Genomic DNA, 26,058 nt, shown 5'->3' on the forward strand with positions numbered 1-26,058 from the left:
AGCGCCACCCCGACGCGACGACCCGACGAAGGACTTCTTACGTGAATATCCGCTCCCTCACCCGAGGCGATGGCGTGCTGATCGGTGCAGCGGTGGTGCTGTTCATCGCCTCGTTCCTCGACATCAGCGGCTGCGACGCCGCCCCTGCGATCTGCGACCAGGTCCCGACCACGAACTCCTGGGAGATCTCCTACCTCGGCTGGGGCTCCTTCTTCCTCGGCATCGCCGGTGCCGCCCTCGTGATCGTCTCCCGCGGCCTGCCGCAGCAGCGCAAGGTGGCCGGCCTGGAGCTCGGCCAGGTCGGTGCCGCGTTCACCGTCGCCGCCGCGTGGACCCTGCTGATGTGGATCTTCGAGTCGGAGAACTCCGGCGCGGGCCTGGTCCTCGGCCTGATCGCCTCCCTGGTCCTGGCCGGTGCCGCCGTGGCCGGCCCGATGGTCCCCGCCCTCCAGGCCCCGCTCGTCGGCGCGCCCAAGCCGCAGACCCCGCAGCCGTACGGCATGCAGCCCGGCCAGCCCGGCCCGCAGGGTGTTCCCGGCGGCTACGGCTACCCGGGTGCGCAGCAGCCCTTCGGCGGACCGCAGGACCCCTCACAGGGTGCGGGCCAGCCGTTCGGCGCGCAGGCCGCCGCCGCCCCGCAGCCGCAGGCCCCGCAGCAGCCCGAGCCGCAGGCCCAGGCTCAGGCCCCGCAGGCGCCCGCGGCCGCGGACTTCACGCCGTTCTGGTTCGCGGTCCCGGTCGGCCGTGCGCTGTACGCGGAGGACGGCTCCCAGGCGCCGATCGCCGAACTGGCCCCGGGTACCTGGTACCTGGCGGTCGAGCAGCGCGGTTCCACCCTGGTGGCCCAGACGCAGGACGGCCGTCGTGGCGTGCTGCAGGACACCACGGGCATCCAGCGCGGCTGACCCGACAGACGGCTTCACGGCCCCTCGTCCGGAATCCCTTCCAGGCGGGGGGCCGTTGGCGTACAGTCCCCGCATCGCCTGAACTGACGGATCGTCAGAAAGGATGCGGGGCATGCGACTCGGACTCGCCCTCGGCTACTGGGGCCGCGGCCCCTCCGCCGCCCATCTCGACCTCGCCCGCGAGGCAGAGATGCTCGGCTACGACTCCGTGTGGACGGCGGAGGCCTGGGGCTCCGACGCCTTCACCGCGCTGACCTGGATCGCCGCCCACACCAGCCGCATCAGGCTGGGCACCGCCGTCGCGCAGATGGCCGCCCGCGCCCCCACTACCACCGCGATGCACGCGCTCACCCTCGACCACCTCTCCGGCGGGCGGGTCATGCTGGGACTCGGCCTTTCGGGGCCGCAGGTCGTCGAGGGCTGGTACGGGCGGCCCTTCCCCCGCTCCCCGCTGACCGCGACCCGGGAGTACGTGGACGTGGTCCGCCAGGTCCTGCGCCGCGAGGCCCCGGTCCGGCTCGACGGGCGCCACCACTCCCACCCGTACACCGGCGCGGACGGCACCGGCCTCGGCAAGGCGCTCAAGCCGATCACCCACCCGCTCCGCGCCGACCTCCCGATCCTGCTCGGCGCCGAGGGGCCGAAGAACATCGCGCAGACGCTCACGATCGCCGACGGCTGGCTGCCGCTGTACTGGACCCCCGACCGCTGGTCCGAGGTGTACGCCCTGCCCGAGCGGCTCCCCGAGGGCTTCCTGGTCGCCCCCATGGTCCGCGCCCAGGTCTGCGAGGACGTGGCGGCCGGACTGCTGCCGGTCAAGGCGATGCTCGGCTTCTACATCGGCGGCATGGGGCACGCGGCCCGCAACTTCCACGCCGACCTGATGGGGCGGATGGGGTACGAGAAGGAGGCGAGGCGCGTCCAGGAGCTGTTCGCGGCCGGGCGGCGCGAGGAGGCCGTCCTCGCGGTGCCGGACGCCTTCGCGGACGAGATCTCGCTCGTCGGCCCCCGGGAGCGGATCGCCGAACGGCTCGACGCATGGCGGCGAGGCCCGGTGACGGACCTCCTGGTCACCTCACCGGACCCCGCGACGCTCCGCCTGCTGGCCGAACTCAACGGCTGAACGGACGGATCAGCCGCCGCTGAGCTGCGAGGCGCTGGGCACCTTCTCGACGACCTCGGCGCCGGCGCTCTTGCCCGCGTCCTTGACGCTGTTGATGACGCTCTCGAAGGCGCCGACGTCCGCGTCTCCCACCTCGCCCTTGCGGAGCTTGGTCCCGAGCTCCTTGAGCGACTCGATACCGGCCGTGAGCGGCGCGACCGCCTTCGAGAGCAGCGGGTCGCCCTTGGCGTTGTTCACCGCCGCCTTGAGCCGGTTGTACGTGAACGCGCCCGCGAGGCCCGCCTTCACGAGGGCGAAGGTCCGGCCGTCCGCGCCCTTCTTGAACTTCCCCTCGCGGTACGGCTTCACGATCCACTGGTACGCGGCTCCCGCGGCCAGACCCGCGTTGGCCACGAACCGGGTCTTGGCGAGCTTCTGCTGCTCGAAACTGCTCGAAGCCGTCGGGGTCGCGCCCCCGCTCGCACCCGCGTCGTCGTCACCGTTGCAGGCGGCGGTGGTCAGCAGCAGGGCGCAGGACAGCAGCAGGGCCACGACACCACGGGACACGGACCGGGGTATGGATCTGGGCACGACGGGACCTCCCTGGGGGTAGTGGCGCCAGCCTCTCCGCAGCCCCACCGGGTCGCCACCCGGACGGCTCCGAACGGGTCCCGGCCGTCCCCGGATCTCCCCGGCCGTCCCAGGGACACCGCCGCACCTGGCCTTTCCGTCGACGGGGATCCGAAGGTGATGCCCAGCAGCCCTTCCGGGCCTCCTCCTTCCTCATCCCCTGGAGCACCCCATGAACAAGGCCCTGGCAGCCCTCGCGGCCGCCGGCATCGCCGCCACCTCTCTGATCGCCGTCGCGCCCACGGCCTCGGCCGCCGGGTGCGTGACGAGCCCGATCTGGACGGGCTACAAAGCGCCGGGCACGGTGGCGTACAAGGCTGCCAGCGCTTGCAGTGACCTGAACCTGACGTACGCCGACGACCAAACGATCGGCAACTGGGACGCGTACGCCGGTTTCTACAAGAACGCCTCCGGCGTCTGGACCATCGGTTCGCGCGGTTACATCGCGATAGCCGACAGCTCTTACGCCCTGGACAACTTCGTGCTGGTCTCCGACCTGACCCCCGGCCGGGCCTTCAGTGTCGCCAGCGCCAGTGAGGGCGGCGACTACGTCGAGATCACCCACTGACACCGGCATGGGCCCGCCGCACGACGCGGCGGGCCCACCGCCGTTCCCTCCTCGCACCCCGAGCCTCACGGAGAGAGCACCGACCATGCCTCGCGCCGCCCGCCGCCCACGCCGCCTCGGCGCCCTCGTCCTGTGTGCCGCCCTGGCCCCCCTCGTCGGCGCCTGCACGAGCACCCCGAACGCGGCCGGCCCGCAGGAGCGGCGGGCCTCCCCCGTGCCCGCCTCGGTGTCGTACGCCATGCCGGCGGACGTCGCCTCCCTGGTGCTGCCGACGACAGGAGAGGGCACTCGGTGGACGCAGGGCCTGGACGCCTTCGGCAGACTTGCCGCCGCGTGGGCGGTCGACGGCTGTGCGCGCCGGCTCGGCGAGACCGTGCCGGACTCCCCTCCGCCGATGTTCACCCGGTACTCCGGCCTTCCCGACCTGGACTTCCTCAGGACACACGGCTTCGGAGAGGGCACCGCCGTCCCGGGCACGCCGCCCGTGACGCACCCCACGACGGACCCGCCCACGGCACCGGGCCCGCGGCTTCAACGGTGCCTCGCCGAGGGAAGGACCGTCGGGCAGGAACTCACCCAGGTCTACGCCCGGTTGCACATGAGCTGGTTCGCGGAGATCGCACCGGTCGACCGCGCACCCGAGGTACGCCGGGCCTACGCCGGCCTCGGGCGGTGCCTTGCCGCACACGAGGTGAACGCCCGCGACGAGGCGGCCTTCTTCGCCCTCGTCGACCGGCGCCTGCAGGCCGCCGACACCGCCGGCACCCGAAGGCTGGGGGCCGTGTACGCGACGTGCATGAAGCCCGTGGAGGCCGCGCGGGTGCCGCTCCGCGAGAAGGCAGCGGCGACGTTCCGGGCCTCACACTCCGCCGAGATCGCAAAATTGCGCACCGAACTCCCCAAGAAAATCGGGGAGTTGGAACAGCGTTACCGCATCCGGATCTCCTTCCCCCAGGCCTGACCGCCGCGCCGGGACGGATCGGTACAGGGCCTGCCGTCCCACATCAGTCCCCCGGTGTCCCCGGGACGGCGGGAGGCCTGGCCGGACGACCCCCCGCGCCCCGAGGGTGAGGAACGCACCCGGAAGCGATCCGGATGCGTACGGGACCAGGAAGGGTCGCCTCACACCATGAGCGAGAACAAGGGCCTCCGCAGAAGGCTCGCCGCCGCCGTCACGTCCACCGCGCTGCTCTTCGGCGCCGGAGTCGCCACCGCGAGCACGGCCGCCGCGGCGGAGGGGCCCGAATGCGACGCCGGCTATCACTGCGCCTTCTACCTCTATGTCTTCGGCGGTGCCTCGCACCAGTACTTCAACAGCGACGCCAACTTCACCAACGACACCTTCGACGTCCACAACCAATTCGAAGGCTACGGATACGGCCAGGGGGTGAACGACCGGGTGTCGGGGGCCAGCAACTCCAGTACCGGCGGATACGAGAGCCACTACTACCGGGACATCAACTACGGCGGCGGGCTGGCCTTCTGCGTCAACCCTGGCAGCTCCGTGAGCAGCACCTCGATGTCCTCCTCCCAGATCAACGTGGCCAGCTCCCTTCTGCTGCGGCCCACGACCAGCGTCCATTGCTATTGATCCACCCCACCGAGGGTCCGGCGCGCAGGCGTGCGCGGGGCCCTCGCTCCTCCCTGTTCCGCAGAAAGGCAGCCGTCGCCATGCCCGGACCTCGCCGACACCGCCGTACCGCGCTCGCCCTCACCGCTGTCCTCGTCGGCGGGGCGGCGGTCGTCGGCGCGCGGGCCCTCATCGCCCCGCCCGACGCCGCTCGGGTCCCGACCGCCGCCACCGCGCCGCACGCGCTGCCTCCGGTGACCGAGCGCCTCTTCAGCTGGACCGATGTCGACTACCGCAGCGCCGAGGCGCAGCGCCGGTACGCCGTCGCCTGCATGGCCGAACACGGCTTCCGGTACGCACCGCCGGCCCCGCCCCAGCCCGGCATGAGCACCGACCAGCGGCCGCAGCCCTTCGGGCAGGAATCCGCGGCGCCGTCGGCCGAGACCCCGCCGCCCGCCGCGAAGCCGCCCGTACCCGGCAGCCCCGAGACCACGAAGGCGTACGGCCTGGCCCTCTTCGGGGACGAGAAGAAGCGGGTGAGCGCCAAGGGCAGCGGCCGGATGAAGGTCTCCCGGCCGGGGAACGGCTGTCTCGCCGAGGCCGAGACCAAGGTCCTCGGAGACGGCCGGATGCGCTGGCTCCAGGTGCGGATCATGCTGTTCGAGGCGCAGGAGGAGGCGCGCGGGAACCTGGAGAAGGACCCGGAGTTCCGGGCCCTGAACGGCCGCTGGCGGGCGTGCATGAACGAGGCCGGGTTCCGCGACGTGACCGATCCCGCGCGGCTGCTCGCCTCGCTGCGCACGGCGGACGCCCGCCGTGCCGACGCCTCGCTCGCCGCCGACCTGCGCTGCAAGGAGTCGACCGGCTACCTGCCCACGGCATACGCGCGCCTCGCCGTCGCCCAACAGCGCTGGCTGGACAGGCACCCGGACGTCGACCGCGACGGGACGGCCCTGCTGCGCCGCCAGGACGAGGCGACGCGCACGATTCCCGTACCGAAGGCCTAGGGCGCCTCGCGACACGACGGGAAGCCTTCTGGGCACGACGGGGCCTCCCCCGGGGACAGTGCCGCCGGCCTCGCCCGCGGCCCTCCAGCCCACCACCGGTGTGGCCCCGTAGGCGTTCCTCCATCCCCCGCTCCCGGCATCTTCCCAGGTCAGGACCGTGGGATATCCCTCCACGTCCCTGGGACGCCGCCGACCCTGGCACCGTCTCCCCGCCCTCCCGACAGTGGATCCCGCCCCGGGACGGACCCGGGCGCGAGAGTCCGAGGAGTCGATGGTGAGACGCCGCGTCTGTACGGGGGGCGGCCGGTGCCAGTGGTACTACGGGAGGCCTGACGCCCGGCTGGGGCCGGGCATCGGCACGTACCGGGGGTTCCGCTCGACGGCGGGCGTACCGCAGGAGCGGCTGGTGGTGCCGAGCGGGCGGGTGTCGCTGCTGATCGGTTTCGGCGGCGAGCTGAGGGTGCGCGGCGCGGGCCGGCACGCCTCACTGGTGTCGGGGTTGCACACCCGTGCGCGGGTCCTCGGGCACGGCGGCGACGTCCACGGCGTGGAGCTCGCCCTCGCCCCCTGGGCGGCGCACCGGTTCTTCGGCGGCACCCCGCTCGGGGAGCTCGCCGACGTCCTCGCCGACCCCGCCGAGGTGCTGGGCGACCGCGCCCGAAGCCTGTGCGAGGCCCTGGCGGACGCCCCGGGCTGGGCCGAGCGCTTCGCTCTGCTCGACGAGACGCTGCTGCGATGGGCCGCGGAGGCGGACACGGACGGCGGGCCCGCGCCGGCCGTCCTGGAGGCATGGCGACTCCTGGAGCAGTCCGCCGGGTCTCTGCAGATCCGCGAGGTCGCGGCGGCCACGGGCAGCAGCATGCGGCACCTGGAGCGCCGCTTCCGGGAACAGATCGGCCTCAGCCCGAAGCGGCTCGCACGGATCCTGCGCCTGAACCGCGCGATCCGGCTGCTCTCGGCGGGCGACGGGCCCGCCGACACGGCCGCCCGGTGCGGCTACTACGACCAGGCCCATCTCAGCCTCGAATTCAAGGCGATGACCGGGATGCCTCCCGGCCGTTTCCTCGCGGACCGGGGGACGTCGAGCACCTGGATCGCGGGCTGAGCCTCCGGATCCGGCGGTTTTCTCCAATACGGGACGGGGCGCCGGACGGAAGTCTTACGCCCGCGTGCGGTCGCGTACGCAACGTCGACACGAACAGAAGGAACGAAGCATGAGCATGGCCACGGGGCTCCGCAAGAAGGCCGCGGTCGTCGCCGCCACCACCGCGCTGCTCGTCGGCGGTGGTGTCGTCACCGCCACCTCGGCCTCCGCGGGCTACATGTGCGGCGCCGGCTACCACTGTGTGTTCTGGGGCAACCTGGGCGACAGCGCCTCGCACGACTTCTACAACAGCGACACCAACTTCACCAACGACTACTTCAGCAACACCGACTCGACGCCCGGCTCCGGTGAAGTCGTCAACGACAACGTCTCGTCCGCGAGCAACTCCAGCACCGGCGGCTACGAGAGCCACTACTACCGGGACATCAACTACGGCGGCGGCCTGCTGTTCTGCGTGAACCCGGGCAGCCAGGTCTTCATGGGCAGCCTCAACGCCACGCAGAGGGACTCCGCCAGCTCGCTCCAGATGCGCCCGTCGACGACCATCCACTGCTTCTGAGCCACCCCGCGCACCGCGCGTGAACGGGGCCCGGTGCTACTGGGGTGCACCGGGCCCCGCCCACCCCACCGCCGACGAAAGGCATCCGTCACCATGCCCGGCACCCGCCGCCCCCGCCGTGTCCTGCTCACCCTCACCGCCGTCCTGGCGGGCGGAGCGGCCGTCGTCGGCGGCACACTGCTGGCCTCCGCCGAAGGCGCGCCTCCGGTCTCCGACGAGGCCTACGCGTCGACGGCCGCCCTGGAGCGGCTGCACCGGCTGCCGCCCGTGACCGACCGCCTCTTCGCCTGGACCGACACCCAGGCCCGCAGCGCCGAGGCCCAACGCCGGTACTCCATCGACTGCATGGCACGCAAGGGCTTCCGCTACGCCCCGAAGGCCACTCCCCCGGCGGGCTCCGGCGAGGACGAACGGCCGCGTCCCTTCGGACTGGAGACGCCCCCTTCCTCGACCGCGCCCGCCCCGGCACAGCCCGGCGAGAAGCCCCCGAAGCCCGGCAGTCCCGAGGCCTCCCCCGCGTACGCGAAGGCACTCTTCGGTGACGAGAGCAAGCGGGTGACGGTCAAGGGCACACAGGGAACGAGCGTGTCCCGGCCGGGGAACGGCTGTCTCGCCGAGGCCGAGACACGCATGCTCGGCGACGGCCGGACGCGTTGGCTCCGGACGCGGATCCTGCTCTTCGAGGGGCAGGAACAGGGCCGTGCGGACCTGGAGAAGGACCCGCGGTTCCGGGACGCGACCGGCCGCTGGCAGCAGTGCATGGACCGGGCGGGCTTCCCGGGGCAGACCGACCCGCCGGCGCTGCTGAAGACGCTGCCCACCCAGCGGGCCCGCCTCAGCGGCCGCGACGTCCTGCGGGCCGATCTGCACTGCAAGAGCGAGACCGGCTATCTGAGCATCGCCTACACCCGGCTCGCCGCCGTCCAGCGGGACTGGCTGGACCGCAACCCGGCCCTCGCCAAGGACTGGACCGCACTGCTGGCCCGCCAGGACAGGGCCGCGCGCGAGGTGCTCGCGACCAAGGGGTGACGTGGCGAGGCCGCGAGCCCGGCCTGATCGGCACGACACCCCTCAGGGCTGCTGCGCCTTCTCCTCGCTCGGGATGAAGCGGCCGGTGCAACTGCGCCGGACGTCCTTCGGGAGGGCCGCGCACACCCAGACCGAACCGTTGTCGGGCGCCGCGATCAGTGGTGTGTAGACGTCCCGGTCGTAGTGCACGACGTCGGCCTGGGCGGCACCGTCGGAGTTGTTGACCACGACGGTGGCCCCGACCTGTGCGAAGGAGATCCGGCCCCAGGCGGCCCGGCAGGCCCGGCTGTAACGGAGCTCGATGACGAGGTCCTTGGGGATGGAACCGGTGCGCACGGTGACGGCGTCGGCGCCGCAGTTCATCTTCTTCGGGTCACGGCCCTCGCAGGCCGTGAGGGTGCAGCCGGTGGCCGGTCCCGCGACCGTCACGACGGGCTTCGGGCGAGGGGCGGCCGGCGGTTCGTCGGAGCCGGAGAGGGCGGCGTAGGAGATCGCGCCCACCCCCAGGAGGAGGGCCAGCACGAGCGACGCCCACTGGACGCGTCGCTTCCGGGGCGTCTCCGGCCCGGACTCCGCTCCGGCCTCGGATTCGGCCCCGGCCCCGGCCTCGGATTCCGGTGCCGCGCGCCGGGCGTCCTCCTCCGCCCAGAGGGCGAGCAGCGGAGCCGGATCGGTGTCGCAGAGCCGGGCGAGCCGCTCGACGGCGTCGCGCGGCGGGAACTGCTTGCCGTTGACCCAGCGTTCCCACGACGACTTGGCGTAGTGCGTCTTCTCGCTGAGCTGGACGAAGCTCGAACCCGACGCCTTCTTCAACGCGAGCAGCTCGCTCGCCAGGTCCTTGACCGACCCCGCACGGTCCATCTGTGACCGATTCCCCCTGATATGCATGTCCATGCCAGCCATGAACGTGCATATCCTAGAGCTCCGTAAGGGGTGCTCCACGCAATCGGACATACCTGCGCCAAGCGCCCATCAGGCCGGAATCAGCCGGGTGTTCAGGCGCAGCAGTCGGGACCCAGCCCGCTCGGCAGCCGCTCGCCGCCGAAGACGGCGACGGTCGCCTCCTCGCCGCCGAGGGCCGCCACCGCGAGGAGGAGGGAGCCGGCCGTCCAGGCCGTCTGCTCCTCGGGCCACATGGCCTTGTCGCTGTCGGTGTCGCCCTCGAAGACGTACCCCGTCCAGTACATGCCGTTCTCGGCGCGCAGGTGCTGGATGTCCTGGAGGATCGTGAGAGCGCGGTCCGATTCCCCCATCGCCCAGAGGGTGAGGGCGAGTTCGCAGCTCTCGCCGCCGGTGACCCACGGATTGGGGATCACGCAGCGCACGCCGAGGCCGGGCACGACGAACGCGTCCCAGTCGGCCTCGATACGGGTCTTCGCCTCGGGTCCGGTGACCGCGCCGCCGAGGACCGGGTAGTACCAGTCCATCGAGTAGCGGGACTTGTCGAGGAAGCGCTCGGGGTGTCGGCGTATCGCGTGACCGAGGGCCCCGGTCGCCAACTCCCAGTCGGGCTGCGGCTCTTCACGGGTCTCGGCGATGGCGAGGGCGCAGCGGAGTGCCTGGTGGATCGAGGAACTGCCGGTGAGCAGCGCGTCGTTCACAGGCGTGCCGTCGGGCTCGCGCTTCCAGCCGATCTGACCGCCGGGCTGCTGGAGTCCGAGGACGAACTCGACGGCCGCGTAGACGGTGGGCCACATGCGGTCGAGGAAGGCGTCGTCGCCGGTGGACAGGTAGTGGTGCCAGACGCCGACCGCGATGTACGCGACGAAGTTGGACTCCCGGCTCCGGTCGGTGACCTGGTCGGGCTCGCCGTCGTGGTAGGCGGCGTACCAGGAGCCGTCGCTGTTCTGGTGGCGGGCGAGCCACTCGTAGGCGCGGGCGGCGGCCGCGTGCTCGCCGGCCGCGTCCAGGGCCATGGCGGCCTCGGTGTGGTCCCACGGGTCGAGGTGGTGGCCCCGGAACCAGGGCAGGGCACCGTCCTCGCGCTGCACCGCGAGTATCCCGGTGACGGTCTCGGCGGCCTGCTCGGCCGTGAGCACTCCGGGCAGGACGAGGTGCTCGGCGATGCGCTCGGGAGAGGTCACTGGGTGTCGGCCTTGGGCAGGTGGGGCTTGGTCGCGTACGCCACGAAGCTCTTGCCGACGACCGGGTTGAGCAGTTGCTCGGTGACCCGGGTCAGGGCGGGCTTCTTCATGATGTCCCAGACCAGGAGCTTGTGGTACGCGCGGACCGGCAGCGCCTTGTCGTTGTCGACGCCGAAGGCGCACTTCAGCCACCAGTACGGCGAGTGCAGCGCGTGCGCGTGGTGGGTGCCGTACGGCTTGAGGCCGGCCTGCCGGATCTTGCCGAGGAGTTCGTCGGCCTTGTAGATGCGGATGTGGCCGCCCTCGACCTCGTGGTACGCGTCGGAGAGCGTCCAGCAGATCTTCTCGGGGCCGTAGCGCGGGACGGTGATCGCGATCCGGCCGCCCGGCTTGAGGACGCGGACCATCTCGGCGAGGACGCCCTTGTCGTCCGGGATGTGCTCCATGACCTCGGAGATGATGACGACGTCGAAGGACTCGTCGGGGAAGGGCAGGTTGAGGGCGTCGCCCTCCATCGCGGTGGCGGTCGCGCCCGCCGGGGCCTCCCCGGCCTCCTTCATGGCCGCGAACCACTTGGCGACCTCGCGGATCTCCTCGCCGTTCTGGTCGAGCGCCACGACCTGCGCACCGCGCCGGTAGCACTCGAAGGCATGCCGCCCCGCACCACAGCCCAGATCGAGCACACGGTCGCCGGGGGCGAGCGGGAAACGAGTGAAGTCGACGGTCAGCACGAGATCCTGCTTTCGCGGTTGGGGAGTCGGGGTGGGCGGGCGCCGCCGGGTTGTGGGCGGGTGTCGCCGATGACGGCCGGTTGTGGGCAATCGTTCCGCGGGGCGGAACGGGTGGGCACAACCCCACCACCGGGGTTCACCCGGCAACGGCGGCGAGGTGTCACCGGCGGGCTCCGGCTCCCTGACGGGCGACCGCCTCGCGGTACAGGTCAGCGGTGCCTTGGGCGGCGCGCGCCCAGGTGAACCGGGACAGCACCCGTTCCCGCCCGGCAGCGCCGAGCCGCGCCCGCAGGGCAGAGTCCCCCAGCACCCGACCCAGCGCCGCGGCCAGCGCCCCCGCATCCCCCGGCGGGACCGCAAGACACGTCTCGCCGTCGACCCCCGCGACCTCGGGAATCGCCCCGCCGGTCGTGGCGACCAGCGGCGTCCCCGTAGCCATCGCCTCGGCCGCCGGCAGCGAGAACCCCTCGTACAGCGACGGCACGCAGGAGACCTGCGCCGACCGCACCAGGTCGACGAGCTCCGCGTCGCTGATGCCCTTGACGAACTCGACGGCGCCGTCGAGCCCGTACCGCTCGATCGCGGCGGCGACGGGGCCGTCCTCGGCGCGCTTGCCGACGACGACGAGGTGCGCGTCGGGGTTCTCGGTGCGGAGCTTGGCGAGCGCCTCGATCAGGTGGATGAGGCCCTTGAGCGGGACGTCGGCACTGGAGGTGGTGACGATCCGGCCGGGGATCTCGGCGACGGAGGGGTCGGGCGACCAGAGGTCGGTGTCGGCGCCGATGTGGACGACCCGGATGCGGTCGTCGCGTACGCCGAGGTGGTCGACGATCTCCTGCCGGGAGGTGCCGGAGACGGTGAGCACGGACGGCAGCCGGCGGGCGACGCGCTTCTGCATGCGGGTGAAGGCGTACCAGCGGCGGACGGACGCGCGCCGCTTCCAGTCGGCGGCGGCGTCGATCTCCAGCTGCCGGTCGACGGTGATGGGGTGGTGGATCGTGGTGACGAGCGGGGCGCCGATCGCGCGCGGGCCGCCGAGGAGCCCGTACCCGAGGGTCTGGTTGTCGTGGACGACGTCGAAGTCGCCGCGGCGGGCGGCGAGCGTGCGCCGGGCCCGCAGGGAGAAGGTGAGGGGCTCGGGGAAACCGCCGGTCCACATGGTGGCGACTTCGAGCGCGTCGATCCAGTCGCGGTACTCGTCCCGCTTCGGCGTCCGGAAGGGGTCCGGCGAGCGGTAGAGGTCGAGGCTGGCGATCTCGGTGAGCGTGAGACCCGCGAGGTCCTCGCCCTCGTCGAGGACGGGGTACGGCTGGGAGCCGATGACCTCGACGCTGTGCCCGAGGCGGGCGAGTTCGCGGGAGAGGTGCCGGACGTAGACGCCCTGACCGCCGCAGAAGGGGTTCCCCTTGTACGTGAGGAGAGCGATCCGCAACGGACCGTCACCGGCAGCGGTGACGCCCTGTCGGGGGCTTGCCTCTATGGCCTCAGCGGTCATGCGCGACCCCCTTCGAGCGTGAGTTTCGCCGGAGCGTAACCGCTCGCGCTAATCTAGAACAAGTTACAGACTTGATCGTTCTTGATCTCTGGCTTGATCTCCTTGATCCTTCAAGGAGGACAGAATCTACCGGCAGGTAGCTCCGTGGTGAGAGCCGGAACAGGTGATTCGCGCCACGGCGCCCACACCGCCATACTGTCGCTCCCCACCGCACGGAACGGGACCTCATGACCGCAGACAACAGAGCGGACCTCAGACCCGCGTCGCCGCCCCTCACGGAGCGCCAGGAGGCGCGGCGCCGCCGCATCCTGAACGCCAGCGCCCAGCTCGCGGCGCGGGGCGGCTTCGACGCCGTGCAGATGCGGGAGGTCGCCGAGGCGGCCGGAGTGGCTCTGGGGACGCTGTACCGCTACTTCCCCTCCAAGATCCACCTGCTCGTGGCGACCATGCAGGACCAGCTCCAGCACATGCACACCACCCTGCGGAAGCGGCCGCCGGCGGGCGCCGACCCGGCGGAGCGGGTCGCGGAGACGCTGATGCGGGCCTTCCGCGCGCTCCAGCGCGAACCGCAGCTCGCCGACGCGATGGTGCGGGCGCTGACCTTCGCGGACCGCGGCGTGAGCCCCGAGGTCGACACGGTCTCACGCCTGACGACGGCGATCATCCTGGACGCGATGGGGGCGGAGCACCCGACGCCGGAGCAGCTCTCGGCGGTCCGGGTGATCGAGCACACCTGGCACTCGGCGCTGATCACCTGGCTGTCGGGGCGCGCCTCGATCGCACAGGTGAAGATCGACATCGAGACGGTCTGCAGGCTGATCGACCTGACGGCGCCGACACCAACGCCGTCGTAGTCGCGGCACAGTCGGGTCGCACGGGCGCAGTCGCCGCCCGAACTCCACCCCCACGCCCGTCCCCGCCGCGGAATCCATGGCGCGGAATCCATGGCGCGCCGATGACCGTCCCGCTCGCGCCCCCGGCGGTTGGCGCACCGGGGACGCGAGCGGCACCGGGTCAGGAGGTCTTGGCCTTCGCGTTGGCCTCCGCGATGACGGCCGCGCACGCCGGGCTGCTGTCGACGGCGACGAACATCACCAGCTTCAGCGGACCGGCCGAGTGGTTGCTGGCCTGGAGCTGCCAGCTGCTCTTCTTCAGGGACTTGATCACCGAACCGGCCGCCCCGGAGCTCCGCTCCTCGTTCCAGCCACCCTTGGTCAGGGTCGCGACCGTGGCCGTGTAGGACTTCGCCGGGTCCGTCGCCTTCTCACCGTCGGCCGTCCAGCTGACCATGCAGTCCTTGGCCTCGGCCGGGATCTGCTCGCCCGAGGAGTCCTGCGTGAAGCCGGCCCCCGTCGCCGCGTCGGTGATCTCCTTGGTGACCGCGGTCCCGGTGAGCCGCTCGTCGCCGCCCGAACCGCCGGAGCCGCCCGTGGCGCTCGAACCCGCCGACGACGAGCCGCCCTTGGCCGTACCGCCGCCCTCACTTCCGCAACCGGCGACCAGCAGAACCACTCCGGCGGCCGCGGCCACCCACTTCGCCTTGCGCACGACACTCCCAAAAAGGCATGTACGACGGCCTCTTGCCCCCGTTTTCAACGGCACAGTTTTGCACGTGGGAACGGGCGACGTGCGCAACGGCGCCCTATGTCAGGACTGTTCGGCGTCCGGCCCGAACAGTGTCTCCCGCTCCCCCTTGCTGAACTTGGCCATGCACGCGTCCTCCGAAGCCTGCAGGGAGATCATCTCTATGCTCATCGCCTGCTGCGCGCTGGTGTGACGGGCGTACAGCGTCCAGCCACGCTTCTTGAGCGAGACGAAGGTCAGGGTGCCCCCGTGCTCGTCGAGCTTCTCCACCTGGCGGTTCCCCTCGGTCCACTTCTCGCCGACGAGGGCGGCGACCGCCTTCTTGAAGCTGTCGCGCGAGCCGTCGACGGGAGGGCCGAGGTACTGCCATGCGGCGGTGCAGGCGGCGGCGCGCTCCGCGAGCCGCTCCCGCTCCGTGGACGGGGTGGGACCCGGCGTGGAACCCGTGGGGGTCGGCCCGCCGAGCCCCGGAAGGTCGGACTTCGGCAGTCCCGACTTCTCCACGGCGGCGACGATCTCCGCGTGCGCCGCCTCACGGCCGAAGGCGGAGGACCCGCCCCCGGCCCCCGCGCCGGTCCCGCATCCCGCCCCGAGGAGGAGCACCGCCGTCGCGCCCGCGACCGTCGCCCACCGTCTGTCCCGACCCCACATGCCTGCCCCGCTCCCTGCGCGTACGTACGTGTGCCGAGGGAGTGTCACACACGCGGTACGCGCAGGTCACGGCGGTTCCGGCCCGGAGGGTCCGGGGCGCGGCCGGGCCGGCTACTCCTCCGGTGGGAACACCGGCTCCCCGCTGTCCGCGACGGTGATCAGGATCGCCTCCACCGGGCACCCCTCGGCCGCCGCGAGCAGTGCCTCACCCGCGTCCGACTCCGCCTCCGCCGGGTGGGACTGGCGGGCGGTGTCGAGGCGGAAGCCGTCCGGGGCGTGGTTGACGCACATGCCGGAGCCGATGCAGATGCTCCGGTCGACCTCGACGTGCCAGCGGTCGCCCATCACGCGCCGCCCTCGTAGCCGCCCGGCAGGTGGATCATCTTGTGCTCCAGGTACTCGCCGAAGCCCTCGGGGCCGAACTCCCGCCCCAGGCCGGAGTTCTTGTAGCCGCCGAAGGGGCCGAGCATGTCCAGGCTGAAGGTGTTGACGTTGAAGGTGCCGGTGCGCACGCCCCGGGCGAAGTCGATGCCGTGCTCCACGTCCCCGGTCCAGACGCTACCGCTGAGACCGAAGTCGGAGTCGTTCGCGATCCGGTGTGCCTCGGCCTCGTCCCCGTACGGCAGGAGGCAGATGACCGGGCCGAAGATCTCCTCGCGGGCGATCCGCATGGAGTTGTCGACGCCGCCGAAGAGGGTCGGCTCGACGTACCAGCCGCGATCGAGCCCGGCGGGGCGTCCGCCGCCGGAGAGGACCTTGGCGCCCTCCTCCTGGCCGATCCGGATGTAGTCGAGGGAGCGCTGCTGCTGGCGCTGGGCGACGAGCGGGCCGACCTGGGTGGCCGGGTCGAGCGGGTCGCCGACGACGAGCGCGCCGGCCGCCGCGGCGAAGGCCTCGGCGATCTCCTCGTACCGGGAGCGGGGGACGAGGATCCGGGTCTGGGCGACGCAGGCCTGGCCGTTGTTCATCCAGGCGGCCGGGACGATCCCGGCGACGGCGGTCGCGAGGTCGGCGTCGGGCAGGATCACGGCGGCCGACTTGCCGCCGAGTTCGAGGGTGACGCGGGTGAGGTTGCGGGCGGCGACCTCCATGACGCGTTTGCCGGCGGCGACCGAGCCGGTGAAGGAGACCTTGTCGACGCCGGGGTGGCCGACGAGGTACTCGCTGACCTCGCGGTCGGCGGGCAGGATGCTGAGCACGCCCTCGGGCAGCCCGGCCTCGGTGGCGATGTCGGCGAGGATGTACGAGTCGAGGGGCGACTCCGGCGACGGCTTGAGGACCACCGTGCAGCCGGCCAGCAGTGCGGGCCCCAGCTTGGCGGCGGCGGTGAACTGCGGCACGTTCCACGGGACGACGGCCGCGACGACACCGACCGGCTCGCGCCGCACGAGCAGCGGCCCGAGGATGCCGCCCCGCCGCTCCTCGTACGTGAAGTCGCGGGCGACGGTGATCGCCGCGTCCCAGACCATCATCGCGCCGAGCGCCTGGGCGAGCACGGACCAGGAGTACGGGGAGCCGTTCTGCGCGCTGATGGAGCGGGCTATCTCCTCGTGGCGCACGGCGATCGCGTCCTTGATGCGGCTGACGACCGCGATCCGCTCCTCCACCGTCATCCGGGGCCAGGGCCCCTCGTCGAAGGCCCGGCGGGCGGCGGCCACGGCCCGGTCGACATCGGCGGCGGAGGCGTGCGGGACACGGCCGATGACCTCCTCGGTGTGCGGGGAGACGACCTCGATGACGTCCTCGCCGAGCGGGTCGGTCAACTCCCCGCCGATGAACAGCTTTCCGTGCTCCACAAGCTCGGTCATGACCGCCGCCTTCTGAGGGGAGTTAATTCCTGACGATGTCTCAGAACTGATACCAGTTCTAGTTATGATGGGCAACGGTCGAGCACGCTCCGTACCGCCGCGGAGAACTTCCGCACCGCCGTGGAGAGATGAGGATCCATGCAGGGACCCATGCCCCAGGTGACCGAGCACGGCGGAGGGGTCTGGTCGCTCCGGGTGCCCATCCCCGACAATCCCCTCGGCCACACGCTGGTCCACGTCCTCGACACCGACCGCGGTCCGGTCCTCGTCGACACCGGCTGGGACGATCCCGCGTCCTGGTCCGAACTCACCAGCGGACTCGATGCGTTGGGGATCTCCGTGCGGGACGTCCACGGCGTGGTCATCACCCACCACCACCCCGACCACCACGGTCTCTCCGGCCGGGTCCGCGAGGAGTCCGGGGCCTGGATCGCGATGCACGCCGCCGACACCGCCGTCGTCCGCCGCACCCGCGAGGCCGAACCCGGCACCTGGCTCGGCTACCTCGCCCGCAAGCTCGCCGCCGTCGGCGCCCCCGAGGACCACCTCGCCCCGCTGCGGGCCGCCCGCGACTCCGGCCGCATGCGCACCTTCCCCGGCCTGCGCTCCGCCCTCCCCGACCGGGAGATCGTCCCCGGCGAGCTCCTCGACCTGGCCGGGCGGCGACTGCGCGCGATCTGGACCCCCGGCCACACCCCCGGCCACGTCTGCCTGCACCTGGAGGAGGAGCACCCCTCCCGGCTGCCCGGCCACGGGCGGCTCTTCTCCGGCGACCACCTGCTGCCCGGGATCACCCCGCACATCGGGCTGTACGAGGACCCCGACGACGCCACCGAGACCGACCCCCTCGGCGACTACCTCGACTCCCTCGAACGCATCGGCCGCCTCGGCGTCGCCGAGGTCCTCCCCGCCCACCAGCACGCCTTCACCGACGCCGCCGGCCGGGTCGATGAGCTCCTCGACCACCACGAGGAACGGCTCACCGGACTCCTCGGCCTGCTCGCCACCCCGCTCACCCCCTGGCAGCTCGCCGAGCGGATGGAGTGGAACCGCCCCTGGGAACAGATCCCCTACGGCTCCCGGAACATCGCCGTCAGCGAGGCCGAGGCCCACGTCCGCCGCCTGGTGAAACTGGGCCGCGCGGAGGCGGTGCCGGGGACCGAACCGGTGGAGTACGTGGCGGTGTGAGCCGTCACGCCTTGAAGAGGCGGATGACCGACGCGATCAGGACCACCGGCGAGAGGCCCCCGCCGAGGACCATCACCGGCATCGCCACCCACCAGAGGTAGTGCCGGCCGCCGCCGTCCCCGTACGCGTAGCCGTTGTGCACGAACAGGAACCAGAGGAGGTGCAGGGTCAGCACCACGCACAGCGCGATCCAGTAGAGGGCGACACCGGCCGACCACAGCCGGACCCGGCCCGGTCGGGCCGTCCGCAGCCGTCGCCGGTAGCGGTGGAGCCCGACCATCGCGGCGATGAGGAGCAGGGTCGCGGGGACCCGCCACCAGTCGTTCATCGCCCACAGGTAGGGCCCCTGCTGCTGGTCGGAGAGCGAGGGGTGGTCGACGGCCCGGGTCATGAGGTTGGCCCCGCCCGCCAGGAAGGCGACCATCGGTACCAGATAGAACAGCCCGAGGACCGGCCGCCCGAGCCCTGCGGTCAGCGCCCGCAGGGCGATCTCGCGCGGCAGTGACACCCCCGCGGGGGAAGTCGAGGCGGCCCGGGCGCGCGGTACGGCGCCGGAACCACGGACGGGCTCCCGCGCGGGCAGGACGGCGGTGGGGGCGGGGGTCTCGGGCCGTGGGCGGGCCTCGGGATCCGTCAGGACCTCGGGCGGCCGGCGGGGCGCCGGCGGCGTGGGGGACGAGGGCGGGGTCTCCGGTGGAGCCGGTGCGGGCGGGTTCGACGACGGCAGTACGGCGGTGGTGGCGCCGGGGGCCGCGCCCGAGTCCGTCAGCGCGCCGCCCGCACCGGTTCCCCGCTCAGCCGCGCCGCCCGCACCGTTCCCCGCTCAGGCAGGCCGCCCGCACCGGGCTCCGGTCCGTCCTCCGCCTCCGCGTTGAGCAGCTCCTCCGCCTTCTGCGCGATGGCCGCGATCACCGGCGCCGGCAGCCACGTCCCCGCCTCCGCGCGGTGGGCGTCGGTGTCCGCGGCGGCCGCGAGTCCGGCCACCGTCGGACGGTCCTCGGGCCGCTTGGCCAGACAGCGCCGTACGAGCTCCCCGAAGGGCCCCTCCACTCCGGCGAGGTCCGGCTCGTGGTGCACCAGGCGGTAGAGGAGCTCGGCGACCGAGCCGCCCCCGAAGGGGCCGCGGCCGGTCGCCGCGAAGGCGAGGACCGCGCCCAGCGAGAAGACGTCCGCCGCGGGTCCGATCCTGCGCCCCTCCGCCTGCTCCGGCGACATGAACCCGGGCGACCCGACCACCAGTCCCGTCCCCGTCAGGGCCGTCTCGTCGGCGGAGCGCGCGATGCCGAAGTCGATGAGCAGGGGGCCGGACGGCGACAGCAGCACGTTGGACGGTTTGACGTCCCGGTGCACCAGGCCGGCGCCGTGCACCCCTTCGAGGGCGTGCGCGAGACCGGAGAGCAGGCGCCACAGGGCCGGAGCGGGCAGCGGCCCGTGTCCGGTCACCGCCTCGGAGAGCGCCGGACCGGGTACGTACGCGGTGGCCAGCCAGGGCACGTCCGCGTTCGGGTCGGCGTCCAGGACGGGCACGGTCCCCGCACCCCGTAAGGACTGGGCGGCCCGCACCTCGCGGGCGAAGCGCGTACGGAATCCGGGGTCTCCGGCGAGGGTGTCGTGCACCACCTTGAGGGCGACGGTCCGGCCGCCCCGCGACCGGCCGAGGTAGACCCGGCCCATGCCGCCCTCGCCCAGGCGGTAGAGCAGCCGGTAGGGACCGACCGCCCGTGGGTCGCTCTCGGTCAACGGCCGCATTCCGCACCCCCGTGAAGACGCCGTCCTCAGTCGCCAGGTCGGCGAGAGTCACCACAGTCACCACGCGCGCGCGTACGCCTGCGCCCGCGAGCAGCCGTCAGCATGGCACAGCGGCCGCTGCCCCGACAGCGCGTGCGGGAGGCTTCCGGAGCCCGGTGTCGGGCGCAGGGGCCGCCTGCCGGACGGCCCGGCGGGCGGCGGTGTGAGGCGCCTCGCACCCGCCCGGCGGCGGGCGTACGGGCCGGTAGAGTGGGCGGGTCGTCATCATGCCCGTGCGGGGGGAAGCCGGTGCGAATCCGGCACTGACCCGCAACCGTGAGCCGACTCCCCGCAGGGGAGCGGCCAGTCGGAATGCCCCGCCCGGGACGTGACCGCCGGCACCGTCGAGGAATACGGAGCCGGAGCCTGGTGCCCCTGAGGCGTGCCGGTGCCCGGCCGCAGGAGAGGGCCCCATGAACACCGTCCGCCGCAGCGCAGCCGCGCTCGCAGCCGCCACCGTCCTGCTCGGCACCGGAGCGGCCGGGGCGGCCGTCGCCGCTCCCGCCGCGCCCTCCCCTTCACCCTCGGCCGTCACGATCCCGCCCGGCCTGTACGGCACGAAGGACCCGACGTACGACGGTGTCTGGCGTCAGTCGCTCGCCTTCCTCGCCCAGCGCGCCACCGGCTTCCAGCCCTCCGACCAGGCCATCGGCTGGCTGCTCGACCAGCAGTGCGACGACGGCTCGTTCAGCTCGTACCGCGCGGACGCCAAGGCGCCCTGCGACGCCAAGACCATGCGGGACACCAACGCCACCGCCCTCGCCGTGCAGGCCCTCCGCGCGGTCCGGAAGCAGTCCACCTTCCCGGAGAAGGTCGACAAGGCCGTCACGTCGGGCACCGACTGGCTGCGCACCGTGCAGAACAAGGACGGCGGCTGGGGCTACAGCGCCGGCGGCGCCAGCGATGCCAACTCCACCTCGGTCGTCGTCGGCGCGCTCGCCGCGACGGGTGTGCGGCCGGGCTCGTTCACCTCCGCCGAGGGCCGTACGCCCTACGACGCGCTCCTCACCCTCACGCTGCCCTGCTCGGACAAGGCCGGCGCGGGCGCCTTCGCCTACCAGCCCGACAAGACCGGCAAGCTGCTCGCGAACGCCGACGCCACCGCCGCGGCCACCCTCGCGGGACTCGGCAAGAGCGTCGTCGCCACCAAGGCCTCCCCCGAGCAGCCGCCGGTCTGCAACGACCTGTCGAAGCCGACGATCGAGCGGGCCGCGCTCAACGGCGCCTCCTACCTGGCGAAGGCCGTCGCCAAGACCGGCCACCTGACCCTGCCCCCGATGCCGGGCGCCACCGACACGACCGAGCAGCCCGACGTCGGCAACACCGCCGACGCCGTCGTCGCGCTCGCCGCGTCCGGCGCCGCGAAGGAGGCGAAGCCCGCCCTTGAGTGGCTGGAGAAGAACTCCGCCGCCTGGGCGAAGGAGAGCGGCCCGGCCGCGTACGCGCAGCTGATCCTGGCCGCCCGCGCGACGGACACCGACCCGCGCGAGTTCGGCACGGCGGACCTGGTGGAGCAGCTCAACGCCACCGGCCCCGAGCCGAAGACCCCGGACACCTCCGCCTCCTCCACGAGTGACGACGAAGGCGGCCTGGGCTTCGACCTCTGGTGGATCATCGGCATCGGCATGGTCGTCGGCGTCGGCATCGGCTTCCTCGTGAGCGGCCGCAAGAAGTGACCGCCGCGAGACGGACGAGGCAGGCGAGGCGGAACCGTTCCCGTGTCGCGGGTGCGGCGGCCGGTGCGCTGCTGACGCTCACCGCGGTCGCCGCCGCGGCGGCTCCGGCGCAGGCCGCCGGCTACCGCTACTGGTCGTTCTGGGAGAGCGACGGCGGAAAGCCCTGGGCGTACGCCACCCAGGGACCGGCGACCGCCCGCCCCGCCGACGGCGACGCGATCGGCTTCCGCTTCGCGATCAGCAACGGCACGAACGACACCTCCCTGCCGTCCGTCGCCCCCGACTTCTCGGGGATCTGCGCGGGCGTGGAGAAGAAGGACGGCACGAAGCGGATCGCGGTCGTCGTCGACTTCGGCGGCCCCGCGGACGCGCCGCCCGGCGAGACCCCGCCGGAGAAGCTGGCCAAGGTCGGCTGCGCGCAGGTCCGCGAGGACGCGACGGGCGCGGAGGCGCTCGCCACGGTGGCGAAGCCGCTGCGGTACGACAGCGCGGCCATGCTGTGCGGGATCGCCGGCTACCCCGCGCGGGGCTGCGGCGAGCCGGTCGGCGAGCAGGCCCCGGCATCGGCCGCGCCGAGCGCGTCCGCGTCCGCCGGGGAAGGCGGCGGGGGCCCGTCCCTCGGCGTGCTCGTCGGCGGGGCGGCCGTCCTGGCGCTGGGCGGGGCGGCGATCTGGAAGGCCCGCCGTCGCGGATGAGCCCGGTATGAAGGTGGGTCCCGCCCTCCGCGCGCCCGTGGCGAGCCGGGCCAACGCCCTGCACGCCGGAGCCTGGTGGCTGTGGGCGCTCGGCCTGGCCGTGGCCGCCTCGCGAACCACCAACCCGCTCCTCCTCGGTCTGCTCGTCGGGGTCGCGGGCTATGTCGTGGCGGCCCGCCGTACGGACGCGCCCTGGGCGCGCTCGTACGGCGCGTTCGTGAAGCTCGGCCTGTTCGTCGTCTTCCTGCGCGTCGTCTTCTCCCTCCTGCTCGGCTCCCCGATCCCGGGGACGCACGAGCTGTTCACGCTGCCCGAGGTGCCGCTGCCCGACTGGGCGCAGGGGGTACGGATCGGGGGGCGGGTGACGGCCGAGCAGCTGGTGTTCGCGGTGTACGACGGCGCCAAGCTGGCCACCCTGCTGATCTGCGTGGGCGCGGCGAACGCGCTCGCCAACCCGGCGCGGCTCCTCAAGTCGCTGCCGGGCGCGCTGTACGAGGCCGGGGTCGCCGTCGTCGTGGCGATGACCTTCGCGCCGAACATGGTCGCGGACGTGGTCCGGCTGCGTACCGCCCGACGCCTGCGCGGCCGCCCCACGGGCGGAGTGCGGGCGGTGCTCCAGATCGGCCTGCCGGTCCTTGAGGGCGCGCTCGAACGGTCGATCGCGGTCGCGGCCTCGATGGACGCGCGCGGGTACGGGCGGACGGCACAGGTCCCGGCCTCCGTGCGGCGCACCACGAACGTCCTGACCCTGGGCGGACTGCTCGGGATCTGCGCCGGTTCGTACGGGCTGCTCGCGGCGGAGGGCGCGGGATACGGGCTGCCGCTGCTCGGCGCCGGGCTGCTCGCGGCCATGGCGGGGCTGCGGCTCGGCGGGCGCCGGACGGTCCGCACCCGGTACCGCCCGGACCGCTGGGGGCTCCGGGCCTGGCTGGTCGCGGGCTCCGGTGTGGCGGTCGCGGTCCTGATGATCTGGGCGAACCAGTACGCGCCGGAGGCGCTGCACCCCGGGGTCGTCCCCCTGGAGATGCCGGAGCTGCCGCTCTGGCCTGCGGTGTCGGTCCTGGTGGGCCTGGTGCCGGCGTACGTGGCCCCGGTCCCCGCCTCCTCCTCCGCCTCCGCCGCCGCCGTCCCCGCTTCCGTCCCCGCCTCTGCCTCCGCCTCCGTCCCCGCCTCTGCGTCCGTCCCCGCCTCCGCGTCCGCGTCCGTCGTTCCGAAGGAGAACTCGTGATCCGCTTCGAGAACGTCTCGGTGACCTACGAGGAGGACGCCGAGCCCACCCTGAAGGCCCTGGACCTCACCGTCCCCGAGGGCGAGCTGGTTCTGCTCGTCGGCCCCTCGGGCGTCGGCAAGTCGACCCTCCTCGGCGCGGTCTCCGGCCTCGTCCCCCACTTCACGGGCGGCACCCTGACCGGCCGGGTCACGGTCGACGGCCGCGACACCCGCACGCATCCGCCGCGCGAGCTCGCGGACCTGGTGGGCACGGTCGGACAGGACCCGTCCGCGCACTTCGTCACCGACACGGTCGAGGACGAGCTGGCGTACGGAATGGAATCCCTGGGCCTCGCACCGGACGTCATGCGGCGCCGCGTCGAGGAGACCCTCGATCTGCTGGGCCTCGCGGAACTCCGCGACCGCCCGATCGCCACGCTCTCCGGCGGCCAGCGCCAGCGGGTGGCGATCGGCTCGGTCCTGACCCCGCACCCGAAGGTCCTGGTCCTGGACGAGCCGACGTCCGCGCTCGACCCGTCGGCGGCGGAGGACGTCCTGGCGGTGCTGCAGCGACTGGTGCACGACCTGGGCACGACGGTGCTCCTCGCGGAGCACCGCCTGGAGCGGGTGGTGCAGTACGCGGACCAGGTGATGCTGCTGCCGGAGGGCGTGATGGGCTCGCCGGCCGAGATCATGGCGATGTCGCCGGTGCATCCGCCGGTGGTGGGGCTGGGGAGGCTGGCGGGGTGGACCCCGCTGCCCCTTTCCGTGCGGGATGCGCGGCGGCGGGCTGGTGAGCTGAAGGCGCGGCTGGCGGGGCGGGTGCCCGGGGGCCCTGCGGGGATTCCTTCCGTGCAGGCGGAGGATTCAGCCCCGCCGGCGATCGAGGCGCGGGGGTCCGGGGGCGGAGCCCCCGGTTTCGGGAAGGGGCGGGGTGGGGGACTCAACCTCTTCAGGCGGCGCCGCGCCGAGCCCGCACCCGCACCCACCTCCCTCGCCCTCATCGAAGGCCTCGCCGTCCGCCGCGGCCGCGTGGAGGCCCTTCGCCGCATCGACCTGACCGTCACCGCCGGCGAGACCATCGCCCTCATGGGCCGCAACGGCGCCGGCAAGTCCACCCTTCTCTCCACCCTCGTCGGCATGATCGCCCCGACCTCCGGCACCGTCCGGGTCGCGGGCCGGACCCCGCACACCACCAGCCCCCGCGAGCTGATCCGCCAGGTCGGCCTGGTTCCGCAGGAGCCACGGGACCTGCTGTACGCGGACACCGTCGCCGCCGAGTGCGCGGCGGCCGACGCCGACGCGGGCGCGGCGCCCGGGACCTGCCGGGCGCTGGTGTCCGAGCTGCTGCCGGGGGTCGCGGACGGTACGCACCCCCGGGACCTGTCCGAGGGGCAGCGGCTGACCCTCGCCCTCGCCGTGGTGCTGTCCGGCCGCCCGCCCCTGCTCCTCCTGGACGAGCCGACCCGCGGCCTGGACTACGCCGCGAAGGCCCGGCTGGTCGCCCATCTCCGTACCCTCGCCGCCGACGGCCACGCGATCGTGCTCGCGACGCACGACGTGGAGCTGGCGGCCGAGCTGGCGCACCGGGTGGTGATCATCGCGGACGGCGAGGTGGTGGCGGACGGGCCGACGGCGGAGGTGGTCGTCTCCTCCCCGGCGTTCTCGCCGCAGGTGGCGAAGATCCTCGCCCCACAGCCCTGGCTCACGGTCGAACAGGTGGAGGCGGCGCTGTGAGTACGGCGAGTTCCCGCCCGGTCCGGCTCGGTCCGCGTTCCGTCGCCGCGCTCGTCCTGGTCTCCTTCGTCGGGATCATCGCGATCGGCTGGCCGCTCCTCGCCGACGCGGACTCGGCGGTCACCGACCACGCGGCCGACGCCCCCTGGCTCTTCGCCGCTCTGCTGCCGCTGCTGATCGCGGTGGTGGTCGCCACGATCGCCGACTGCGGGATGGACGCCAAGGCGGTGGCGATGCTGGGCGTGCTCGCGGCCGTCGGCGCGGCCCTACGGCCGCTGGGGGCGGGGACGGCCGGTCTGGAGCCGATGTTCTTCCTGATGGTGCTGAGCGGCCGGGCCCTCGGCCCCGGCTTCGGCTTCGTCCTCGGCGCGGTCACCATGTTCGCGTCGGCCCTGCTCACGGGCGGGGTGGGGCCGTGGATGCCGACACAGATGCTGGCGATGGGCTGGTTCACGATGGGGGCCGGGTTGCTGCCGGGGCCGAGCCGGCTCCGGGGCCGGAGCGAGCTGCTGATGCTCTCCGCGTACGGCTTCCTGGCGGCCTTCGCGTACGGCACGGTCACCAACCTCTACGGCTGGGTGACGGTCGGTGGCGGGGAGAGCGCGGCGAGCGCCGGGGACGGGGGGATCTTCTTCCTTCCGGGCGCCCCCCTCCACGAGAACCTGGTCCGTTTCCTCGCGTACGTCATCGCCACCTCCCTGGGCTGGGACCTGGGCCGGGCCGTTCTCACCGTCGTCCTCACCCTCACCATCGGCGGCACGCTCCTCAGGGCCCTGCGGCGGGCCACGCGGCGGGCGAACTTCGAGGCCCAGGTCACATTCGGGGCCCCTGAGAAGCCCTCCCCGGGTGAGCCGCCCCACAGGACCTACGTCACGTACGAGCCGGAATAGTAGTCGGGCGGTACCCGCCCAAACCACCCACATCGGGGTATGACCTG

27 protein-coding genes and 1 riboswitch are annotated in these 26,058 nt (G+C 73.1%); of the genes, 16 read left to right on the forward strand and 11 right to left on the reverse strand.

Features of this window, described 5'->3' with window-relative positions; translation table 11 throughout:
* Nucleotides 1-41: 41 nt before the first annotated feature.
* Together OG514_RS05250 and OG514_RS05255 are read left to right on the forward strand one after the other, a co-directional pair.
* The gene (locus OG514_RS05250) at nt 42-905 is read left to right on the forward strand and encodes a hypothetical protein (RefSeq protein ID WP_266891332.1); all 864 of its coding nucleotides are present in this window, start codon (nt 42-44) and stop codon (nt 903-905) included.
* Between the two features lie 112 nt (nt 906-1,017).
* The gene (locus OG514_RS05255; protein WP_266891334.1) at nt 1,018-2,028 is read left to right on the forward strand and encodes an LLM class F420-dependent oxidoreductase; all 1,011 of its coding nucleotides are present in this window, start codon (nt 1,018-1,020) and stop codon (nt 2,026-2,028) included.
* 9 nt (nt 2,029-2,037) lie between these two features.
* Here the strand turns inward: OG514_RS05255 and OG514_RS05260 are convergent, their stop codons facing one another.
* Nucleotides 2,038-2,598, reverse strand: a complete 561-nt coding sequence (locus tag OG514_RS05260) for a hypothetical protein (protein ID WP_266891336.1) — start codon at nt 2,596-2,598, stop codon at nt 2,038-2,040.
* A gap of 211 nt (nt 2,599-2,809) precedes the next feature.
* Here OG514_RS05260 and OG514_RS05265 point away from each other — a divergent pair, with 211 nt between their 5' ends.
* From OG514_RS05265 to OG514_RS05295, 7 genes are all read left to right on the forward strand, one after another.
* On the forward strand, nt 2,810-3,205 hold the full coding sequence (locus tag OG514_RS05265; RefSeq protein ID WP_266891338.1) for a hypothetical protein: 396 nt from the start codon (nt 2,810-2,812) through the stop codon (nt 3,203-3,205).
* An 85-nt stretch (nt 3,206-3,290) separates the two neighbouring features.
* Nucleotides 3,291-4,166: a hypothetical protein gene (locus OG514_RS05270; RefSeq protein ID WP_266891340.1), complete on the forward strand. Its 876-nt coding sequence runs from the start codon at nt 3,291-3,293 to the stop codon at nt 4,164-4,166.
* A gap of 168 nt (nt 4,167-4,334) precedes the next feature.
* Entirely contained in the window at nt 4,335-4,796 is a 462-nt protein-coding gene (locus OG514_RS05275) for a peptidase inhibitor family I36 protein (RefSeq protein WP_266891342.1), read from the forward strand.
* Between the two features lie 80 nt (nt 4,797-4,876).
* Nucleotides 4,877-5,782, forward strand: a complete 906-nt coding sequence (locus OG514_RS05280) for a hypothetical protein (protein WP_266891344.1) — start codon at nt 4,877-4,879, stop codon at nt 5,780-5,782.
* A 271-nt stretch (nt 5,783-6,053) separates the two neighbouring features.
* Complete coding sequence (locus OG514_RS05285) at nt 6,054-6,887, forward strand: AraC family transcriptional regulator (RefSeq protein WP_266891346.1); 834 nt, start codon at nt 6,054-6,056, stop codon at nt 6,885-6,887.
* 109 nt (nt 6,888-6,996) lie between these two features.
* Nucleotides 6,997-7,446 (forward strand): hypothetical protein, encoded by a 450-nt coding sequence (locus OG514_RS05290; protein ID WP_266891348.1) that lies wholly within the window; start codon nt 6,997-6,999, stop codon nt 7,444-7,446.
* Nucleotides 7,447-7,539: 93 nt separating this feature from the next.
* Nucleotides 7,540-8,475, forward strand: a complete 936-nt coding sequence (locus OG514_RS05295) for a hypothetical protein (RefSeq protein WP_266891350.1) — start codon at nt 7,540-7,542, stop codon at nt 8,473-8,475.
* Between the two features lie 42 nt (nt 8,476-8,517).
* Here the strand turns inward: OG514_RS05295 and OG514_RS05300 are convergent, their stop codons facing one another.
* The 4 genes from OG514_RS05300 to OG514_RS05315 all read right to left on the reverse strand — a co-directional run bounded on the left by OG514_RS05300 (nt 8,518) and on the right by OG514_RS05315 (nt 12,785).
* A complete protein-coding gene (locus OG514_RS05300) occupies nt 8,518-9,336 on the reverse strand; it encodes an XRE family transcriptional regulator (protein WP_266891352.1) in 819 nt (272 codons plus the stop codon).
* Between the two features lie 134 nt (nt 9,337-9,470).
* Nucleotides 9,471-10,559, reverse strand: coding sequence for a prenyltransferase (locus OG514_RS05305; RefSeq protein WP_266891354.1), 1,089 nt, complete (start codon nt 10,557-10,559; stop codon nt 9,471-9,473).
* Nucleotides 10,556-11,290 carry a class I SAM-dependent methyltransferase gene (locus OG514_RS05310; protein ID WP_266891356.1) on the reverse strand — a complete coding sequence of 245 codons (735 nt, stop codon included), beginning with the start codon at nt 11,288-11,290 and terminating at the stop codon, nt 10,556-10,558. Before OG514_RS05310 ends, OG514_RS05305 begins: the two co-directional genes overlap by 4 nt.
* 160 nt (nt 11,291-11,450) lie before the next feature.
* Nucleotides 11,451-12,785, reverse strand: a complete 1,335-nt coding sequence (locus OG514_RS05315; RefSeq protein ID WP_266891358.1) for a glycosyltransferase family 4 protein — start codon at nt 12,783-12,785, stop codon at nt 11,451-11,453.
* A 227-nt stretch (nt 12,786-13,012) separates the two neighbouring features.
* On the opposite strand from OG514_RS05315, the gene OG514_RS05320 reads away from it, so the two are divergent.
* Nucleotides 13,013-13,639 carry a TetR family transcriptional regulator gene (locus OG514_RS05320; RefSeq protein WP_266891360.1) on the forward strand — a complete coding sequence of 209 codons (627 nt, stop codon included), beginning with the start codon at nt 13,013-13,015 and terminating at the stop codon, nt 13,637-13,639.
* A 160-nt stretch (nt 13,640-13,799) separates the two neighbouring features.
* Here the strand turns inward: OG514_RS05320 and OG514_RS05325 are convergent, their stop codons facing one another.
* The 4 genes from OG514_RS05325 to OG514_RS05340 all read right to left on the reverse strand — a co-directional run bounded on the left by OG514_RS05325 (nt 13,800) and on the right by OG514_RS05340 (nt 16,828).
* Complete coding sequence (locus OG514_RS05325; protein ID WP_266891362.1) at nt 13,800-14,333, reverse strand: hypothetical protein; 534 nt, start codon at nt 14,331-14,333, stop codon at nt 13,800-13,802.
* A gap of 99 nt (nt 14,334-14,432) precedes the next feature.
* Nucleotides 14,433-15,020 carry a hypothetical protein gene (locus OG514_RS05330; protein WP_266891364.1) on the reverse strand — a complete coding sequence of 196 codons (588 nt, stop codon included), beginning with the start codon at nt 15,018-15,020 and terminating at the stop codon, nt 14,433-14,435.
* A 111-nt stretch (nt 15,021-15,131) separates the two neighbouring features.
* A complete protein-coding gene (locus OG514_RS05335) occupies nt 15,132-15,365 on the reverse strand; it encodes a ferredoxin (RefSeq protein WP_266891366.1) in 234 nt (77 codons plus the stop codon).
* Nucleotides 15,365-16,828: an aldehyde dehydrogenase gene (locus tag OG514_RS05340; RefSeq protein WP_266891368.1), complete on the reverse strand. Its 1,464-nt coding sequence runs from the start codon at nt 16,826-16,828 to the stop codon at nt 15,365-15,367. Before OG514_RS05340 ends, OG514_RS05335 begins: the two co-directional genes overlap by 1 nt.
* A gap of 150 nt (nt 16,829-16,978) precedes the next feature.
* Between OG514_RS05340 and OG514_RS05345 the strand changes: the two genes are divergently transcribed.
* Nucleotides 16,979-18,016 (forward strand): MBL fold metallo-hydrolase, encoded by a 1,038-nt coding sequence (locus OG514_RS05345; RefSeq protein ID WP_266900754.1) that lies wholly within the window; start codon nt 16,979-16,981, stop codon nt 18,014-18,016.
* 4 nt (nt 18,017-18,020) lie between these two features.
* Here OG514_RS05345 and OG514_RS05350 read toward each other — a convergent pair whose 3' ends face one another.
* Complete coding sequence (locus tag OG514_RS05350) at nt 18,021-18,524, reverse strand: hypothetical protein (RefSeq protein ID WP_266891370.1); 504 nt, start codon at nt 18,522-18,524, stop codon at nt 18,021-18,023.
* Between the two features lie 257 nt (nt 18,525-18,781).
* Nucleotides 18,782-19,756: a serine/threonine-protein kinase gene (locus OG514_RS05355; RefSeq protein WP_266891372.1), complete on the reverse strand. Its 975-nt coding sequence runs from the start codon at nt 19,754-19,756 to the stop codon at nt 18,782-18,784.
* A 287-nt stretch (nt 19,757-20,043) separates the two neighbouring features.
* Nucleotides 20,044-20,122, forward strand: a riboswitch (cobalamin riboswitch).
* A gap of 95 nt (nt 20,123-20,217) precedes the next feature.
* Here OG514_RS05355 and OG514_RS05360 point away from each other — a divergent pair.
* The 5 genes from OG514_RS05360 to OG514_RS05380 are packed head-to-tail and all read left to right on the forward strand — an operon-like array spanning nt 20,218 to nt 26,011.
* Nucleotides 20,218-21,480, forward strand: coding sequence for a prenyltransferase/squalene oxidase repeat-containing protein (locus OG514_RS05360; RefSeq protein ID WP_266891374.1), 1,263 nt, complete (start codon nt 20,218-20,220; stop codon nt 21,478-21,480).
* On the forward strand, nt 21,477-22,175 hold the full coding sequence (locus OG514_RS05365; RefSeq protein WP_266891376.1) for an SCO2322 family protein: 699 nt from the start codon (nt 21,477-21,479) through the stop codon (nt 22,173-22,175). Before OG514_RS05360 ends, OG514_RS05365 begins: the two co-directional genes overlap by 4 nt.
* A 7-nt stretch (nt 22,176-22,182) precedes the next feature.
* Complete coding sequence (locus OG514_RS05370; RefSeq protein WP_266891378.1) at nt 22,183-23,403, forward strand: energy-coupling factor transporter transmembrane component T; 1,221 nt, start codon at nt 22,183-22,185, stop codon at nt 23,401-23,403.
* Nucleotides 23,400-25,121 carry an ABC transporter ATP-binding protein gene (locus OG514_RS05375; RefSeq protein WP_266891380.1) on the forward strand — a complete coding sequence of 574 codons (1,722 nt, stop codon included), beginning with the start codon at nt 23,400-23,402 and terminating at the stop codon, nt 25,119-25,121. The genes OG514_RS05370 and OG514_RS05375 overlap by 4 nt, the downstream gene beginning before the upstream one ends.
* Nucleotides 25,118-26,011, forward strand: coding sequence for an ECF transporter S component (locus tag OG514_RS05380; protein WP_266891382.1), 894 nt, complete (start codon nt 25,118-25,120; stop codon nt 26,009-26,011). The genes OG514_RS05375 and OG514_RS05380 overlap by 4 nt, the downstream gene beginning before the upstream one ends.
* Nucleotides 26,012-26,058: the final 47 nt, after the last annotated feature.

It is taken from the genome of Streptomyces sp. NBC_00572 (assembly GCF_026341815.1).
Classification (GTDB): domain Bacteria; phylum Actinomycetota; class Actinomycetes; order Streptomycetales; family Streptomycetaceae; genus Streptomyces.

Coding starts and splice junctions, on each gene's coding strand:
- OG514_RS05360 (WP_266891374.1), top strand. CDS start 20,218: ATGAACACCGTCCGCCGCAGCGCAGCCGCGCTCGCAGCCGCCACCGTC.
- OG514_RS05370 (WP_266891378.1), top strand. CDS start 22,183: ATGAAGGTGGGTCCCGCCCTCCGCGCGCCCGTGGCGAGCCGGGCCAAC.
- OG514_RS05270 (WP_266891340.1), top strand. CDS start 3,291: ATGCCTCGCGCCGCCCGCCGCCCACGCCGCCTCGGCGCCCTCGTCCTG.
- OG514_RS05290 (WP_266891348.1), top strand. CDS start 6,997: ATGAGCATGGCCACGGGGCTCCGCAAGAAGGCCGCGGTCGTCGCCGCC.
- OG514_RS05330 (WP_266891364.1), bottom strand. CDS start 15,020: ATGTGGGGTCGGGACAGACGGTGGGCGACGGTCGCGGGCGCGACGGCG.
- OG514_RS05345 (WP_266900754.1), top strand. CDS start 16,979: ATGCCCCAGGTGACCGAGCACGGCGGAGGGGTCTGGTCGCTCCGGGTG.
- OG514_RS05295 (WP_266891350.1), top strand. CDS start 7,540: ATGCCCGGCACCCGCCGCCCCCGCCGTGTCCTGCTCACCCTCACCGCC.
- OG514_RS05255 (WP_266891334.1), top strand. CDS start 1,018: ATGCGACTCGGACTCGCCCTCGGCTACTGGGGCCGCGGCCCCTCCGCC.
- OG514_RS05340 (WP_266891368.1), bottom strand. CDS start 16,828: ATGACCGAGCTTGTGGAGCACGGAAAGCTGTTCATCGGCGGGGAGTTG.
- OG514_RS05300 (WP_266891352.1), bottom strand. CDS start 9,336: ATGGACCGTGCGGGGTCGGTCAAGGACCTGGCGAGCGAGCTGCTCGCG.
- OG514_RS05335 (WP_266891366.1), bottom strand. CDS start 15,365: ATGGGCGACCGCTGGCACGTCGAGGTCGACCGGAGCATCTGCATCGGC.
- OG514_RS05315 (WP_266891358.1), bottom strand. CDS start 12,785: ATGACCGCTGAGGCCATAGAGGCAAGCCCCCGACAGGGCGTCACCGCT.
- OG514_RS05265 (WP_266891338.1), top strand. CDS start 2,810: ATGAACAAGGCCCTGGCAGCCCTCGCGGCCGCCGGCATCGCCGCCACC.
- OG514_RS05275 (WP_266891342.1), top strand. CDS start 4,335: ATGAGCGAGAACAAGGGCCTCCGCAGAAGGCTCGCCGCCGCCGTCACG.
- OG514_RS05280 (WP_266891344.1), top strand. CDS start 4,877: ATGCCCGGACCTCGCCGACACCGCCGTACCGCGCTCGCCCTCACCGCT.
- OG514_RS05320 (WP_266891360.1), top strand. CDS start 13,013: ATGACCGCAGACAACAGAGCGGACCTCAGACCCGCGTCGCCGCCCCTC.
- OG514_RS05285 (WP_266891346.1), top strand. CDS start 6,054: ATGGTGAGACGCCGCGTCTGTACGGGGGGCGGCCGGTGCCAGTGGTAC.